14 protein-coding genes and 1 pseudogene are annotated in these 14,944 nt (G+C 69.1%); 7 read left to right on the forward strand and 8 right to left on the reverse strand.

Features of this window, described 5'->3' with window-relative positions; all coding sequences use genetic code 11:
- Positions 1-141, forward strand: a pseudogene (locus AC1D01_RS05365) (LysR family transcriptional regulator); the annotation flags it as partial.
- A gap of 70 nt (positions 142-211) precedes the next feature.
- Here AC1D01_RS05365 and AC1D01_RS05370 read toward each other — a convergent pair.
- A complete protein-coding gene (locus tag AC1D01_RS05370) occupies positions 212-709 on the reverse strand; it encodes an HAD family hydrolase (protein WP_477865043.1) in 498 nt (165 codons plus the stop codon).
- 134 nt (positions 710-843) lie between these two features.
- On the opposite strand from AC1D01_RS05370, the gene AC1D01_RS05375 reads away from it, so the two are divergent.
- Complete coding sequence (locus tag AC1D01_RS05375; RefSeq protein WP_477865044.1) at positions 844-1,569, forward strand: sulfite exporter TauE/SafE family protein; 726 nt, start codon at positions 844-846, stop codon at positions 1,567-1,569.
- Here AC1D01_RS05375 and AC1D01_RS05380 read toward each other — a convergent pair.
- Positions 1,487-2,128, reverse strand: coding sequence for a hypothetical protein (locus AC1D01_RS05380; protein ID WP_477865045.1), 642 nt, complete (start codon positions 2,126-2,128; stop codon positions 1,487-1,489). The two genes, AC1D01_RS05375 and AC1D01_RS05380, sit on opposite strands and share 83 nt — an antisense overlap.
- Before the next feature lie 337 nt (positions 2,129-2,465).
- Here AC1D01_RS05380 and AC1D01_RS05385 point away from each other — a divergent pair, with 337 nt between their 5' ends.
- A complete protein-coding gene (locus tag AC1D01_RS05385) occupies positions 2,466-5,366 on the forward strand; it encodes an adenosylcobalamin-dependent ribonucleoside-diphosphate reductase (RefSeq protein ID WP_477865046.1) in 2,901 nt (966 codons plus the stop codon).
- Positions 5,367-5,375: 9 nt separating this feature from the next.
- Here AC1D01_RS05385 and AC1D01_RS05390 read toward each other — a convergent pair whose 3' ends face one another.
- The gene (locus AC1D01_RS05390) at positions 5,376-5,759 is read right to left on the reverse strand and encodes a DUF427 domain-containing protein (RefSeq protein WP_477865047.1); all 384 of its coding nucleotides are present in this window, start codon (positions 5,757-5,759) and stop codon (positions 5,376-5,378) included.
- A gap of 231 nt (positions 5,760-5,990) precedes the next feature.
- Between AC1D01_RS05390 and AC1D01_RS05395 the strand changes: the two genes are divergently transcribed.
- The 3 genes from AC1D01_RS05395 to AC1D01_RS05405 all read left to right on the forward strand — a co-directional run bounded on the left by AC1D01_RS05395 (position 5,991) and on the right by AC1D01_RS05405 (position 9,909).
- Positions 5,991-7,451 carry a hypothetical protein gene (locus AC1D01_RS05395; protein WP_477865048.1) on the forward strand — a complete coding sequence of 487 codons (1,461 nt, stop codon included), beginning with the start codon at positions 5,991-5,993 and terminating at the stop codon, positions 7,449-7,451.
- Between the two features lie 191 nt (positions 7,452-7,642).
- Positions 7,643-9,082: a S41 family peptidase gene (locus AC1D01_RS05400; RefSeq protein WP_477865049.1), complete on the forward strand. Its 1,440-nt coding sequence runs from the start codon at positions 7,643-7,645 to the stop codon at positions 9,080-9,082.
- Between the two features lie 68 nt (positions 9,083-9,150).
- Entirely contained in the window at positions 9,151-9,909 is a 759-nt protein-coding gene (locus AC1D01_RS05405) for a HesA/MoeB/ThiF family protein (RefSeq protein ID WP_477865050.1), read from the forward strand.
- Here the strand turns inward: AC1D01_RS05405 and AC1D01_RS05410 are convergent, their stop codons facing one another.
- The 5 genes from AC1D01_RS05410 to AC1D01_RS05430 all read right to left on the reverse strand — a co-directional run bounded on the left by AC1D01_RS05410 (position 9,910) and on the right by AC1D01_RS05430 (position 14,344).
- On the reverse strand, positions 9,910-10,866 hold the full coding sequence (locus AC1D01_RS05410) for a Bug family tripartite tricarboxylate transporter substrate binding protein (protein ID WP_477865055.1): 957 nt from the start codon (positions 10,864-10,866) through the stop codon (positions 9,910-9,912). It lies immediately after the preceding gene.
- A gap of 101 nt (positions 10,867-10,967) precedes the next feature.
- Positions 10,968-11,966 (reverse strand): Ldh family oxidoreductase, encoded by a 999-nt coding sequence (locus AC1D01_RS05415; protein ID WP_477865051.1) that lies wholly within the window; start codon positions 11,964-11,966, stop codon positions 10,968-10,970.
- On the reverse strand, positions 11,963-12,868 hold the full coding sequence (locus AC1D01_RS05420) for a hydroxyacid dehydrogenase (RefSeq protein ID WP_477865052.1): 906 nt from the start codon (positions 12,866-12,868) through the stop codon (positions 11,963-11,965). Before AC1D01_RS05420 ends, AC1D01_RS05415 begins: the two co-directional genes overlap by 4 nt.
- A gap of 7 nt (positions 12,869-12,875) precedes the next feature.
- The gene (locus tag AC1D01_RS05425) at positions 12,876-14,051 is read right to left on the reverse strand and encodes a UxaA family hydrolase (protein ID WP_477865053.1); all 1,176 of its coding nucleotides are present in this window, start codon (positions 14,049-14,051) and stop codon (positions 12,876-12,878) included.
- An 11-nt stretch (positions 14,052-14,062) separates the two neighbouring features.
- Positions 14,063-14,344: a UxaA family hydrolase gene (locus AC1D01_RS05430; RefSeq protein WP_047503134.1), complete on the reverse strand. Its 282-nt coding sequence runs from the start codon at positions 14,342-14,344 to the stop codon at positions 14,063-14,065.
- Positions 14,345-14,476: 132 nt separating this feature from the next.
- Here AC1D01_RS05430 and AC1D01_RS05435 point away from each other — a divergent pair.
- A partial coding sequence (locus AC1D01_RS05435) for a GntR family transcriptional regulator (RefSeq protein ID WP_477865054.1) occupies positions 14,477-14,944 on the forward strand: 468 nt, incomplete at its 3' end.

Consider the following 14,944-nt stretch of genomic DNA (forward strand, 5'->3'; position numbering starts at 1 on the left):
GACTGGCGCTTCGATGCGATGCCGATCTACGTGGCGTTTCCGCCGAACCGGTACGTCAGCGCCAAGCTGCGGGTGTTCATCGACTGGGTGGCCGAGTTGATGGCGCGGCACGCACCTGTCGGCGGGGCGGGAACATCGTGAAGCGACACCGAAGCCGCATCAAGTGACCTCGCGGGCCGCATTCACGAGATAGGCCTGGATTTCCTGAAAGTCACGCGTGCTCAGCGCAACGTCGCTCGCACGCTCGGAAGACTTCCAGACGGCTGTCATGCCCAGCGCAATCGCAGGCTCGATATATCGCATCGAGGTAAGGAAGGGCCCCCAGCCCCGCGATCTTGCTGCGCTGGAATCCGTCGCGGCCGTTCGTCACCACGCCGACTTTCAATCCGGCAGCCTTGCAGGCCGCCAGGCAATCGATCGCTCCAGGGAAGGGCTGGGCCTGGCTTCCAAGGTTGGCGTCGCAGTCTTCCAGCAAAGACCTGCCCAATGCGCCAGGGAGCGCGAACGAGGCCGTGAGCCTCTCGAACACGTCGGGCTTCTCGATCCGAAGATGGTTGAGTGCCACAAACTCGCTGACCCAGTCATCGAGCTTCACGCCCTGTGCCGAAAGCCCGTGATCTGCATGGAGTCGCCTCGCCACGGCTCGCAGCGTGGCGGACTTGTCGTGGAGCGTGTCGTCAAGATCGAAGATCACGGCGCGCAGTGGCATGTGCGGTCTTTCTGGTGTCTTCCGGCCAACCATGGGCACAAGGCTTCGGCGGTGTCGCAGCGGGTCGGGTTAGATTTCCGCACGTCCGCGAGTGTCGACGACTTCACAGGCCATCTGCGCGAATGACTTCCTGAATGACTTCCTATTTCTTCGTCTTGTCGGTCGGGCTCATCGCAGGCTGCGTCAGCGGCGTCATCGGCACCGGCTCGTCGCTGATGCTGTTGCCGGTCCTCGTCTACGCCTATGGCCCGAAGCAGGCGGTGCCCATCATGGCGGTCGCCGCGGTGCTGGCCAACATCGCACGCGTCGCCGCCTGGTGGCGAGAGGTCGACTGGAAGGCCGCGGCGGCGTATGCGTTGCCGGGTGCGCTCACCGCGGCGCTCGGCGCGCGCACGATGCTGTCGCTGCGGCCGGCCGTCATCGATGCGATGCTCGGGCTGTTCTTCCTCGCGATGCTGGTGCTCAGGCGCTGGCGTGCCGGCACGGGGCGGCGCCTGCGCCTGCGCGAGGTCTCGGCAGCGGGCGCGGTGATCGGCTTCCTCACCGGCCTCGTGCTGTCGACCGGGCCGCTCAGCGTCCCGGTGTTCACCGCCTACGGCCTGACGGGCGGCGCCTTCATCTCCACCGAAGCGGCGAGCGCATTGGCGCTCTACCTCAGCAAGGTCGCGACCTTCCGGCAGCTGGGTGCGCTGTCGACCGACACGCTGCTGCAAGGCGCCATCGTCGGCAGCTCGCTGATGGCCGGAACCTATGTCGGGAAGGCGTTCGTGGTGCGGATCAGCCCTCGCGCGTTCTCGTTGCTGCTGGATGCGCTGATGCTGGGTTCGGGCCTGTCGCTGCTGTGGGCAGCGTGGCGCTGAGGTGCCGCTGGTAGACGTTCGAATAGTTCGAGTCGACCCGGCAGCAGGTGATGTCGCAGAAGTTGACTCGGTCGAGCTTCTCCAGCCATCGGCCGACGCCGGTGAAGTAGCGCACATATGCCGCGGCAGAAGTCGTCTTCACCAGGCGTCCGATGATGAAGTGCGGGTCGTCTCCACGCTCGCACTCGACAATGAGCAACGGATGGGCCCGCGCAAGCTGCTTGATGATCGAGCGCCAGTCCCGCAGATCGAATGCCGTGTCGAATGGAACCCGCTCCAGCAAGCCCTCCAACTCGAGCAACCTGGTCTGGAAGTTGTCCGTTGCAGAGCTGCGAATCTCGGTGATGTCCGATGTGCTGAGCACCATCAACCCATCCAGGCGGAAGTCGTGGACGTACTGCCGCACGACCAATTGATCTGACGCGGCCAGCGCGAATCCCTGGATCGCTTGAGCATCGATCCCGGTTCGCGTGATCGAAACGAGTTCCCGCTGCGCCGCCATTCGCCTGCCTCGCGTGTGTACTTTTGGTGTGGCGCGAATTCTGGCATTGAACGCCACAGCGTCAGGTCCACACAACGCCGCGCTTGACCCGCGTCAGCCCCCGCCCGGTGACCACCTGGCCGCAGTCCGGGCTTGCGCGGCGGCAAGGTTTCACCGCTCCTGCCGCGCTGCAATGGTCTGCCGGGGGATGTTCCTCCGCTCACCACCACAGGAAAGAGACCATGACCTCGCTCGATGCTCGCCCGCGCCACGTGGGCGCTGGCCGCCGCTGCAACCTTCGCCACCGTGCCCTGCGCGCCGGCTCAACAATGCTGCCGTCATGGATGACGCCGGGGCGCTTTACGCGCGCTCGTGCCGGGTTCAGGATGTCGGCGACATCGACTTGAAGGATCCGATGAGCACCGATCACCTGACCGCGGCCGACCCGAAGGCGACCGCCCTCCTCCCCCAGGACATCAGCACCGAAGTGCTGCTCGAGAAATACGCGAAGGGCGACGAGCGCACGCCCGACGACGTGCGGCGCCGCGTGGCCCGCGCGCTCGCGCAGGTGGAGCCCGCCGAATCGCGTCCGCAATGGGAAGCGCGCTTCCTCGAGGCGCTGCAGGCCGGCTTCATCCCGGCCGGCCGCATCAACTCGGCGGCCGGCACCGAGCTCACCGCCACGCTGATCAACTGCTTCGTGCAGCCGGTGGGCGACGCGATCGCGCAGGAAGAAGACGGCCACCCCGGCATCTACACCGCGCTCACCGAGGCCGCCGAGACGATGCGCCGCGGCGGCGGCGTCGGCTACGACTTCTCGCGCATCCGCCCGCGCGGCGCCTGGGTCGCGAGCACGCAGGCCAACGCGTCGGGGCCGGTGTCGTACATGCGGGTGTTCGACCGCTCCTGCGAGACGGTGGAGTCGGCCGGCGCGCGGCGCGGCGCGCAGATGGGCGTGCTGCGCTGCGACCACCCGGACATCGAGGAGTTCATCCACGCGAAGGACAAGGGCGACCTCAGCAACTTCAACATCTCGGTCGGCCTCACCGATGCCTTCATGGAAGCGGTGCAGCGCGGCGCCGCGGTGGATCTGGTGCACCGCGCCGCGGCCGGCCCGCACCAGGTGGCCGCCGGCGCGCACCAGCGCGACGACGGGCTGTGGGTCTACCGCAGCCTGCCGGCGCGTGCGCTGTGGGAGCAGATCATGCGCTCCACCTACGACCACGCCGAGCCGGGCGTGCTGTTCCTCGACCGCATCAACCTCGACAACAACCTGTCGTACTGCGAGACCATCACCGCCACCAACCCGTGCGGCGAGCAGCCGTTGCCGGCCTACGGCTGCTGCTGCCTCGGCTCGATCGACCTGACGCGCTTCGTGCGCGCACCGTTCGACGCGGGCGCGCGCTTCGACGACGCCGGCTTCGCGCGGCTCGTGACGCTGGCGGTGCGCATGCTCGACAACGTGCTCGACATCAGCTTCTGGCCGCTCGACGCGCAGGCCCGCGAAGCGCGCAGCAAGCGCCGCATCGGCCTCGGCTTCACCGGCCTGGGCGATGCGCTGGTGATGCTGAACCTGCGCTACGACAGCGCCGCCGCGCGCGACGAGGCGCGCCGCATCGCCGCGCTGCTGCGCGACACCGCGTATGCCGCTTCGTGCGATCTCGCGGCCGAGCGTGGCGCGTTCCCGCTCTTCAATGCCGACCTCTACCTGAGCCGCGGCACCTTCGCATCGCGCCTGCCCGGGCCGCTGAAGGAGCGCATCCGCAAGCAGGGGCTGCGCAACTCGCACCTGCTGTCGATCGCGCCGACCGGCACCATCAGCCTGGCCTTCGCCGACAACGCGAGCAACGGCATCGAGCCGGCGTTCTCGTGGAGCTACCAGCGCCGCAAGCGCATGGCCGACGGCAGCATGAAGCAGTACCCGGTGGAAGACCACGCCTGGCGCCTCTATCGCCATTTGCGAGGTACGCAGGCGCCGCTCACCGACGCCTTCGTCACCGCGCTCGAGATGAGCGCGCAGGCGCATGAGGAGATGGTGGCCGCGGTCTCGCCCTTCGTCGACACCGCGATCTCGAAGACCGTGAACGTGCCGGCCGACTACCCRTATGCGGATTTCCAGGACCTGTACCTGCGCGCCTGGACCTCGGGGCTGAAGGGGCTGGCGACCTACCGGCCGAACGCGGTGCTGGGCTCGGTGCTGAGCGTGGAGCCCGCCGCCTTGCCGCTGCAGCTGGCACCGGCCGTGCATGCCAACCAGCGCCTGGCCATCGAGCGGCCGCCGCAGCCGGTGCTGGCCTCGCTGCGCTGGCCGGGCCGGCCCGAGCTGATGGCCGGCAACGCCGCGTGGACCTACATGATCCGGCACCCGCACGGCGAGTTCGCGCTCTTCATCGGCGAGCTGCCGCAGGACGGGCGCAGCGCGCCCTTCGAGGTGTGGGTGAACGGTGCCGAGCAGCCGCGCGGGCTGGGCGCGCTCGCGAAGACGCTGTCGATGGACCTGCGCGCGAAGGACCCCGCCTGGGTGCGGCTGAAGCTCGACGCGCTGGCCACCGTGCAGGAGGAGCGCGCCTTCGACATGCCCTTCCCGCCCGACGGCGCGCCGCGGCGTTTCCCGGGCGTGGTGGCGGCCACCGCCGCGGTGATCCGCTGGCGCTGCGAGCAACTGGGCCTGTGGTCGGTGCCGACCGACGGGGCAACCTCGTCTCCGGTGATCGACGCGATGTTCAGCCGCCAGGAGCCGCTGACCGGCCCGAACGGCACGCTCGCCTGGTCCGTCGACATCCACAACCCGGCCAGCGACGAGGCGTTCACGCTGTCGCTGAAGGAGGTGCAGCTGCCGGAAGGGCTGGGGGGCCAGGGCGGCGCCGTCACGCTGCCCTGCGCGATGGGGCTGTCCGGCAACTACCCGCGGGCGATGGACGGCCTCGCACGCATCCTGTCGCTGGACATGCGGGTGCTCGACCCGGCCTGGATCGGCATGAAGCTGCGCAAGCTGCTGAGCTATGCCGAACCGCTCGGCCACTTCATGGCCTTCGTGCCKGGGCTGGCACCCGGCCAGCAGCGCCAGCAGACCTGGCCGTCGACGGTGGCCTACCTGGCGCGACTCGTGATCCACCGCTACACGATGCTGGGCGTGCTGAACGAAGAAGGCTATCCGCTGCGGGACATGGGCATCCTGCAGCCGCCGGACCCGGGCGAGGCCGCCGCCGCGCCGCTGGCCGGCACCGCCTGCCCGGAATGCGGGAACCATGCCGTCATCCACAAGGATGGCTGCGAGTTCTGCACGGCGTGCGGGCACATCGGAAGCTGCGGGTGACGCCTCCCGTCAGGGCAGGCTGCGGATGTGGATGCCGGCCGACTTCGACTCGTCGAAGGCCAGCATCTCCTTGATGCCGGCATGCTCGTCGTACGGCGTCTCGTAGCTCCACACGGCGTCCTTGATCGTCTGGCCGCCGTTGCGCAGGTCGAAGTAGCTGGCGTGGCCCTTGAACGGGCACTCGGTCGTCGTGTCGCTGCGTTCGAGAAACTCCATCTTCACGTCTTCCCGCGGGAAGTAGAAGCGCAGTGGGTGGCCGTCCTCGTCCAGCTTCACGGCGTTGCGCGAATCCGCGACGACCAGTCCGTTGAGGTTGACGCTCATGCGCCCTTCGGCGCGGGATTCCCGAACCTTGTGCTCGGGGTGCTGCTGGTGACCGGGTGATCGACTCATCGGGATGGCTCCTGCATCGAATGGGCGAAAGGGAGGGAACACCGCGCGCCGGCGGCGATGCCGTCGGCGGGCAATCGCGGTGCCTGCATTCATGTCATCGATGACACACATGGAGATGCCGCCTCCTCCATGTGAGGGCTTGTAGGACAGCAGACCTCCCACCAGAATCCGGCCCGACCGGTCGCGGCAGAGATCGCGCGCCGGATCACACGTCATTCACGAGGGAGACCCATGATCACTGCTTCCACGCGCGCCCTGTGGGCGTCGGCCCTGGCCGTCTCGCTGTCCACGCTCGCCGCCTGCGGCGGTGGGGGCGACAGCCCGGCGCCATCCCCGGCCCCGGCTTCGGGCCCTGCACCGGCACCGGCACCGGCACCGGCACCCGCTCCAGCGCCTGCCCCAGCACCTGGCCCAGCACCTGCGCCCGCCCCCGCCCCGGCGAGCTACTGGGCCCGCGCCTTCACGTACGCCAATTCGGACACCTACGTGCTGCGCTACTACTACTCCGACAACGTCGTCGACTCGACCGGTCGCGGCACCTACTACGACGTGCGTGAAGCGCTGTCGGCCGGCAAGCCGGCGGTGGTGGTGTACGACACCGTCCAGTTCGTCACCGCCGCGGGCTGGCACACGCCGCTCGACGGCGCCACGCCGAACCACAGCGGCCCGAACGGCGCCTACGACTACAACTACGGCTACATCGGGCAATCGACCTCCACCGACACCGACGTGGCCGGCCAGCCGATCTCGAGCGTCGTCGCAAAGACGCAGGATCTGACCACCAACACGCTGTCGACCGTCATCGGCGTCACCGCGGCGAACCTGACCGGCGTGATGCCGGCCGGCGCGAAGATCCGCACGATCTCCAACGTCGAGAGCGCCACCCCGGTCGGCTACCGGCTGACGGACGGCTTCGCCGGCAACAACGTGACGACGCTGGCGGGCCTGGTCACCAGCTACCCGGCGGTGACGAACAGCGCAGCGGTGTCGACGGCCAACACCGTGTCGATGGGCAACCTCCACGGCAGCAACGGCTGCGGGGTCCAGGTCTGCCTCCAGGAACGCATGCGCGGCAGCTTCAACGCCAACGGCACCGTGAGCCTGCACCTGTGCGATCTCGACACGGTGTCGGGTGCGTTCTCCAACTGCAGCAGCATCGGCACCGCCAGCTACCAGTCGACCACGGCGCTCGACGGCGCGACGCCGATCATGACCTTCACCGGCCTGCCGGCCGCCGTCTCCGCCCAGACCTTCACGCGTGTCTTCGTGCAGCGCGGCGGCCACGTCTACCAGGGCTTCCAGGACAAGCCGGCGACGTCGAAGCAGACCCGGCTCAACAAGGTCGCGTACGAGGCGCTGGCCGCCAGCCTGGGGATCACCCCGCCGACGATCCCCGACCACCCGGCGGCCACGGCCGGCACCTGGAGCGTCACCTACGCCGGCGGCGACACCGGCAGCTGCACCGCGCTGTCGGTCAACGCCCCGGGGCACGTGATCGGCACCTGCACCTCGTCCGGCGTGGGCGGCAGCTTCATGGTCAGCGGCACGGTCAGCGCCGCCGGCGGCCTCTCGGTCGGCAGCACCAGCAGCGACGCCAGCTTCAGCGGCACGCTCGGCGCCACCACCGGCTCGGGCACCTGGGCGCGCCCGAGCGCGTCGGCGACCGGCACCTGGAACGCCTCGAAGCAGTGAACCGAGCGGCTGCGCACGGCATGCGTGTCTGACACGGGCGCGGGAAAACCCCGCGTCACGTCTCGACACCATCCCGGGCAAAGCCCCGAAATAGCCGTGAAACTTCCTCCGCCTCTGCGGCTCCAAACGCGGTCACAGCTCTATACTGGGTCCGCGTGAAGTCTTCTTATCAGGCAGGAAGTGGGTCAATGATGGGTGCCAAACTCAAGGTCGCAGGCTGGATCACGCTGGGGGCCGTCGCTGGCGCGCTCACTACCATGCAGTTGCAGGCGACCGCCCGCAACACCGCCGCGCAACTCCCGCTGGAAGAACTCCAGCAGCTCGCCGCCGTCTTCGGGATGGTCAAGAGCGATTACGTCGAGCCGGTCGACGAGAAGAAGCTGATCACCGACGCCATCGGCGGCATGGTGGCCGGCCTCGACCCGCACTCCCAGTATTTCGACAAGAAGACCTTCAAGGAATTCCGTGAAGGCACGACCGGCCGCTTCGTCGGCGTCGGCATCGAGATCGGCATGGAAGACGGTCTCGTCAAGATCGTCTCGCCGATCGAGGGCTCCCCGGCCTTCCGCGCCGGCCTGAAGAGCGGCGACCTGATCACCAAGATCGACGACACCGTGGTCAAGGGCCTGACGATGGACCAGGCCGTCAAGCGCATGCGTGGCGAGCCGAGCACCAAGGTGCTGCTCACCATCTTCCGCAAGACCGAGAACCGCAGCTTCCCCGTCACGATCACCCGCGAAGAAATCCGCGTGCAGAGCGTGCGCTCGAAGATCGTCGAGCCCGGCTACGCCTGGCTGCGCGTCAGCCAGTTCCAGGACCGCACGGTCGACGATTTCGCCCGCAAGCTCGAAGAGATCTACAAGCAGGAACCCAACCTGAAGGGCCTGGTGCTCGACCTGCGCAACGACCCGGGCGGCCTGCTCGAGGCCTCGGTCGCGGTGTCGGCGGCCTTCCTGCCGGCCGATGCGGTGGTCGTGACCACCAACGGCCAGATCGCCGAATCGAAGCAGTCGTTCAAGGCCTCGCCGAGCGACTACCTGCGCCGTGGCGGCGGTGACCCGCTGCGCAAGCTGCCCGACGCGCTGAAGAAGGTGCCGCTGGTGGTGCTGGTGAACGAAGGCTCGGCCTCGGCCAGCGAGATCGTCGCCGGTGCGCTGCAAGACCACCAGCGCGCCACCATCATGGGCACCCAGACCTTCGGCAAGGGCTCGGTGCAGACCGTGCGCCAGCTGTCCCCCGAGACCGCACTGAAGATCACGACCGCGCGCTACTACACGCCGAGCGGCCGCTCGATCCAGGCCAAGGGCATCGTGCCCGACGTGATGATCGACGAGACCGCCGACGGCAACCTGTTCTCGGCGCTGCGCGTGCGCGAGGCCGATCTGGAAAAGCACATCGGCAGCGGCCAGGGCGCCGAGCAGAAGGACGAAGCCCGCGAGAAGGCGCGCGAGGAAGCGCGCAAGAAGCTCGAGGATGAAGCCGCGAAGAAGAACCCGCTGAAGCCGCTGCCCGAGTTCGGCAGCGAAGAAGACTTCCCGCTGGCGCAGGCGATCAACCGCCTGAAGGGCAAGCCGGTGGTCGTCTCGAAGTCGATCGTCGAACGGCGTGCCGAGGCACCGGCGACGAACTGATCCGACACCCTCCCTCCGAAACGCCCGCCTCGCGCGGGCGTTTTTCATTGTTGGGTATCCTGCCGCCGATGAACGACGACCAGCTGCTGCGCTACTCCCGCCACATCCTGCTCGACGAGCTCGACATCGCCGGCCAGCAGCGGCTGCTCGATTCGCATGCGCTGGTGATCGGTGCCGGCGGGCTCGGCTCGCCGGTGGCGCTGTACCTCGCGACCTCGGGCGTCGGCACGCTGACGATCGTCGACCACGACAGCGTCGATCTGACCAACCTGCAGCGCCAGATCGCGCACGACCTGTCGCGCGTCGGCCAGCCGAAAGCCGTCTCCGCGGCACGCTCCATCGCGGCGATCAACCCCGACGTGCGGGTGCATGCGCTGACCGAGCGCGCCGATGCGCAGCGCCTGGACACGCTGGTCGCCGACGCCGACGTCGTGCTCGACTGCAGCGACAACTTCGCGACCCGCCATGCCGTCAACGCCGCTTGCGTGGCGCACCGCAAGCCGCTGGTGTCGGGTGCGGCGATCGGCTTCGACGGCCAGATCTCGGTCTACGACACGCGCGACGATGCCGCGCCGTGCTACGCCTGCCTGTTCCCGCCCGATGCGGCGTTCGAGGAGGTCGCCTGCTCGACGATGGGCGTGCTCGCGCCGCTGGTCGGCATCATCGGCAGCATGCAGGCCGCCGAGGCGCTGAAGCTGCTGGCCGGCATCGGCAGCTCGCTGGCCGGGCGGCTGCAGATGCTGGATGCCCGCCGGATGGAATGGAACGAGGTCAGGCTCAGCCGCCAGGCCGGCTGCCCGGTGTGCGGGCAGCGCGGCCACGCCTGATCAGTCGGGTTTGATGTTGGCGGATTGAATCACCTTCGCCCAGCGCGCCACCTCGTCGTGCAGGAAGGCGGCAAACGCCTCCGGCCCGCGCGCATCGATGCGAAAGCCCTGCGTGCGCGCTCGCTCCTCGAGTTCGGGCGTCTGCATGATGCGCACGACCTCGGCCGCAAGCTTCTTCACCGCCGCATCGGGCATCGAGGCCGGCGCCATCAGGCCGGTCCAGTTCTCGGTCAGCAGCTCCGGCAGCCCGGCCTCGGCGGTCGTCGGCACCTCGGGCACCAGCGGATGGCGGGCAGCGCTCGCGATGGCGATCGCGCGCAGCTTGCCCGATTTGACGTGCGCGATGCTCTCGGGGAAGTTCGAGAACACCACGTCGAGCTGGCCGCCGATCAGGTCGGTCATGGCCGGCGAGCCGCCCTTGTACGGCACGTGCTGGATGTTGGTCTTCGCGAGCTCGTTGAAGAGTGCCAGCGTCAGGTGCGGCGGCGTGCCGTTGCCGCTGGAGCCGGCGTTCAGGTTGCGCGCCTTCGCGGCAGCCGTCAGCTCCTTCAGCGTCTGGATCGGGCTGGCGGCCGGCACCACCACCAGGATCGGCGAGCCGGCCAGCAGCGCGACCGGGCGCAGGTCCTTCGTGAAGCTGTAGGCCGCCTTCGGGAACAGCGTGACGTTGGCCGCATGCGTCAGCGTGATCGCGAGCAGCGTGTAGCCGTCGCCGGGCGACTTGGCGGCCACGTCGGCGCCGATCTGCCCGCCGCTGCCGGGCTTGTTGTCGATCACCACGCTGACCTTCCAGCGCTCGCCGAGCTGCTGGCCGACCAGGCGCGCCATCACGTCGGTCAGGCCGCCGGGCGGGAACGGCACCACGTAGCGGATCGTCGCGCCGGGCTTCGGATAGTCGCCCGCCTGTGAAACCTGTGAAAAGCCCAGCGCAGGCCACAGGCCCGCGGCACCGATCAGTACTGCTCGTCGCTTCACGCTCGTCTCCTTCAAATGGCCGGCATGCTGCCCGCGACGCGGACTGGCTGCAAACCTATCGATATGCGCGGAAAGTCGTAGCTTCAGGACAGCTGTTGGGCTAGCGCCTCCGACACGTTCAATCCATCACGTTCCGCGGCGCGCCGCAGCTGCTCGCGCCGGGCGCCCGGCAGGCGCACGCCGTCGTCGCGCAGCATCTCGGTCACCAGCACCTCCAGCCGGTCGAGGAACATCTCGCGCCCGGCCAGCGCACCCGGGTCGATCACGATGAAGGTCTGGCCCAGGTGCGGCCGGTTGCCTTCGTCGACGAAGAAGCTCGACGCCTCGAAACCGAAGTTCGCGCCGATCAGCGCCGTCAMCAGCAGCTCGACCACCAGCGCCAACATCGCGCCCTTGGGGCTGCTGGCCGCGCCGATCGCGAGCATCGAGCCCTCCATGCCGGCCTTCGGATCGGTGGTGGGCTCGCCGTTCGCATCCAGCGCCCAGCCGAGCGGGATGCTGCGGCCCTCCTTGGCAGCGACCATCAGCTTGCCGCGCGCGACCTCGCTGAGGCTCAGGTCGATCAGCAGCGGGTCGGCACCGCGCCGCGGAAAGGCCGCAGCCACCGGGTTGGTGCCGAAGATCGGATGCCGCCCGCCAGCCGCCGGCATCGCCGACGGCGAGTTCGAGAAGCCGAGCCCCGCCATGCCGGCTGCGGTGACCGCGCGCAGGTGGTCGACGACGACCCCGCAGTGGTGACTGTTGACGATGCCGACGATGCAGATGCCGAGCTCGCCGGCGGTGCGGATGGCCTCGGCGATGGCCAGGTCGCAGGCCGGGAACGCGAGCCCCTCCTGCGCATCGACGACCAGCGCCGCGCCCTTGCGCTTGACGACCTGCGGCTGCGCGGCGCCATTGACGCGGTCGCATCGCAGGTGGCCGCTGTACTGCGCGATGCGGCTCAGGCCGTGCGAGGCCAGGCCCTGCGCCTCGGCCAGCACCAGCGCGCGGGCGGTCGATTCGGCCATCGCGGGGTTGGCGCCGGCGCGTTGCAGCGCGGCCGCGACGCGATGGCGCGCGTCGTCCAGCGTCATCACCGTCATGCGAGGGCCTCCAGCACCTTGGCCGCGATCAGCGCCGACACGCGCTCGTTGGCCTCGGCGGTGACGCCGGCGATGTGCGGCGTCAGCAGCAGGCTCGGGCAGCCGGCGAGCGGGCTGCCGGCGGGCAGCGGCTCGACCTCGAAGACATCGAGCGCCGCGCCGGCGAGGTGGCCGCTGCGCAGCGCCTCGGCCAGCGCCGCCTCGTCGACGACGCCGCCGCGTGCGGTGTTGATCAGGACCGCTCCGGGCTTCATCGCGGTCAGGCGCCGCGCATCGATCAGGTGGCGCGTGCTGTCGAGCAGCGGCACGTGCAGGCTGACGACATCGGCCTGCGCCAGCAGCGCGTCGAGCGCCAGCGACGGCAGGTCGGCGCCGGCCGGCATCGCGGCATCGTGCGCGATGACCCGCATGCCGAGCAGGCGCGCCAGCCGTCCCGTGAGCTGCCCGATCGAGCCGTAGCCGACCAGCCCCAGCGTCTTGCCGCCGATCTCGCGCCCGTTCGTCAGTGCGGCGCGCGGCCACTTGCCTGCGGCGACCTCGGCCGACGAGCCATAGGCGCCGCGCAGCAGCAGCATCGCGGTCGCGACGACGTACTCGGCCACGCTCTGCGCATTGGCGCCGGTGGCCGGGATCACGCGGATGCCGCGTGTTTCGCAGCCGGCCAGGTCGATGTTGTCGAGCCCGACGCCCAAGCGCCCGACGACCCTGCAGCGCGTGAGCGCCGCCAGCAGGTCGCCCCTGACCTGCGTGCGGTTGCGCACGATGATCGCGTCGACGCTGGACGCCAGCGCGATCATCCGCGCCGGATGGTCGACCAGCGTCGCGTCGTGCACGACCTCGTGCTTCGCGGCCAGCTGCGCCACCGCCGGCGCATCCATGAATTCGGTGATGAGGATCTTCATCGCCGGATCATGCACTCTCGAAAAGCCGGGTCAGCACGAACTCGCGGTGGCCCAGCGCCTCGGCCGCGGTCAGCCGGCCGTTGGCGGTGCGCAGCATCGATTCGAGCAGCTGGTCGCCCGCCTGGTCGAGCGTGATCTCGCGCTGCAGCAGCCCCGAGGTGTCGACATCGATGTGCTCGCCCATCAGCCGCACGGTGCGCGGGTTCGCGCAGATCTTGATCACCGGCACGATCGGGTTGCCGATCACGTTGCCCTGGCCGGTCGGGAAGAAGTGCACCGCAAAGCCCGACGCCGCGCACAGCGTCACCATCTCGGCCGCGGCCGACGACGAATCCATGAACCACAGGCCCGGGTGGGTCGGGATCTCGGCCTTGTCGATCACGCCGTCGACGGTGCAGGTCTTGCCGATCTTCTGGATGTTGCCGAGCGCCTTCTCCTCGATCGTCGTCAGCCCGCCGGCGATGTTGCCCTTGGTCGGCTGGCTGTCGGAGAGGTCGCTGGTCTTGTGGCGGTTGATCATGTCCTGGTAGCGGTTGAACATGAACATGAAGCGCTCGCGCACCGCGTCGTTCACGCAGCGCGCCGCGACGATCTGCTCGCCACCGGTGATCTCGGAGGTCTCGCCGAAACACAGCGTGCTGCCCAGCGGGTGCAGCTTGTCGAACGCATTGCCGACCGTCGGGTTCGCGCCGCAGCCCGAGGTGGTGTCGGACTCGCCGCACTTGGTGGAGACCCACAGCTCGCCGAGCGCGCAGGCCTCGCGCTGCTTCTCGCTCGCCCATTGCACGTACTCGCGGGCGGCGCGCGAGGCGCGCAGGATGGTGTCGTGGTCGCCATGGCCCTCGATGCCGAAGCCGATGACCGGCTTGCCGGTGGCGGCGATGCCGTCGACGACCTTCTTGGTCCAGCCGTCCTCGATGCCGATCACGACGACCGCCGCGACGTTCGGGTTGCAGCCGGCACCGATCAGCGTGCGGAAGTGCAGGTCGAGGTCGGCGCCGAACTGCAGCCGCCCGTACGGGTGCGGGATCGCCATCGTGCCCTTGATGTTGTGGGCGACGGCCTCGGCCGCGGCGTTGGACAGGTCGTCCAGCGGCAGGATGATCACGTGGTTGCGCACGCCAACGCGGCCGTTCTCGCGGCGGTAGCCCAGGAAGGTGGTGTTCTTCGAAATGACTGCCATGGTGGATCCCGTTACCAGCGCTTGGTCTTGATGTTCTGAACGTGGGCGTGCTCGCCGGCCTTGATCGGCGCGACCACCTTGCCCATGTCGATGCCGTACTTCAGCACCGTGTCGCCGACGGCCATGTCGCGCAACGCGACCTTGTGGCCGATCGGGATGTCCTGCCGCGCGACCAGCTCGGTCATGCGGTCCTCGTCCATGATCCAGCCGGCCAGCGGCATGCCGGCCTTGACGCCCTCGACCACCACCACCGCGACGCTGTCGTGGGCGTCGTGCAATACGAAATGAATCATCCGGAAACTCCTGCCGCGCAACGCGGCTGCCTGCAACGATGGCGGCGAATATCGGCCGGCGTTTCCTGGCTGTCAAACCAGTCATCCATATGACTTGGTTGACCTGAACCTCTTGGCCCTAGAATCGCGGCCATGCCGACCGCGCCCGTGCCTGCCCGTCCGCACTTCGAGGCCATCGCCCCGGAGTCGGCCGGCATGCCGCTGTACCGCGTCGTGAAGCGCGCGCTGCTGCAATCGATCGAGGCCGGCACCTGGGCGCCGGGGCAGACGCTGCCGAGCGAGACCGAGCTGGCGCTCGCGTTCGGCGTGTCGATCGGCACGCTGCGCAAGGCGGTCGACGAGCTGTCGGCCGAGCACATCCTGGTGCGGCGCCAGGGCCGGGGCACCTTCGTCGCGACGCACTCGGCCGACCGCTTCCTGTTCCAGTTCTTCCACGTCGAGCGCTCCGACGGGCTGCGCGAGGCGCCCTCCGTCGAGCTGGTGTCGTTCGACCGCACCAAGCTCGACGAGCCGGTGGCCGAGGCGCTGGGGCTGCGCGCCGGCGACGCCGCCTTCCAGTTCGAGAACCGGCTCGCGCTGCAGGGTCGCGCGGTCATCCTC

This window comes from Rhizobacter sp. P3_B12, assembly GCF_056402895.1.

Bases quoted from the DNA above. Each gene is read 5' to 3' on its own strand.
- AC1D01_RS05400 (WP_477865049.1), top strand. From the start codon at position 7,643: ATGGGTGCCAAACTCAAGGTCGCAGGCTGGATCACGCTGGGGGCCGTC.
- AC1D01_RS05390 (WP_477865047.1), bottom strand. From the start codon at position 5,759: ATGAGTCGATCACCCGGTCACCAGCAGCACCCCGAGCACAAGGTTCGG.
- AC1D01_RS05395 (WP_477865048.1), top strand. From the start codon at position 5,991: ATGATCACTGCTTCCACGCGCGCCCTGTGGGCGTCGGCCCTGGCCGTC.
- AC1D01_RS05370 (WP_477865043.1), bottom strand. From the start codon at position 709: ATGCCACTGCGCGCCGTGATCTTCGATCTTGACGACACGCTCCACGAC.
- AC1D01_RS05425 (WP_477865053.1), bottom strand. From the start codon at position 14,051: ATGGCAGTCATTTCGAAGAACACCACCTTCCTGGGCTACCGCCGCGAG.
- AC1D01_RS05430 (WP_047503134.1), bottom strand. From the start codon at position 14,344: ATGATTCATTTCGTATTGCACGACGCCCACGACAGCGTCGCGGTGGTG.
- AC1D01_RS05405 (WP_477865050.1), top strand. From the start codon at position 9,151: ATGAACGACGACCAGCTGCTGCGCTACTCCCGCCACATCCTGCTCGAC.
- AC1D01_RS05375 (WP_477865044.1), top strand. From the start codon at position 844: ATGACTTCCTATTTCTTCGTCTTGTCGGTCGGGCTCATCGCAGGCTGC.
- AC1D01_RS05420 (WP_477865052.1), bottom strand. From the start codon at position 12,868: ATGAAGATCCTCATCACCGAATTCATGGATGCGCCGGCGGTGGCGCAG.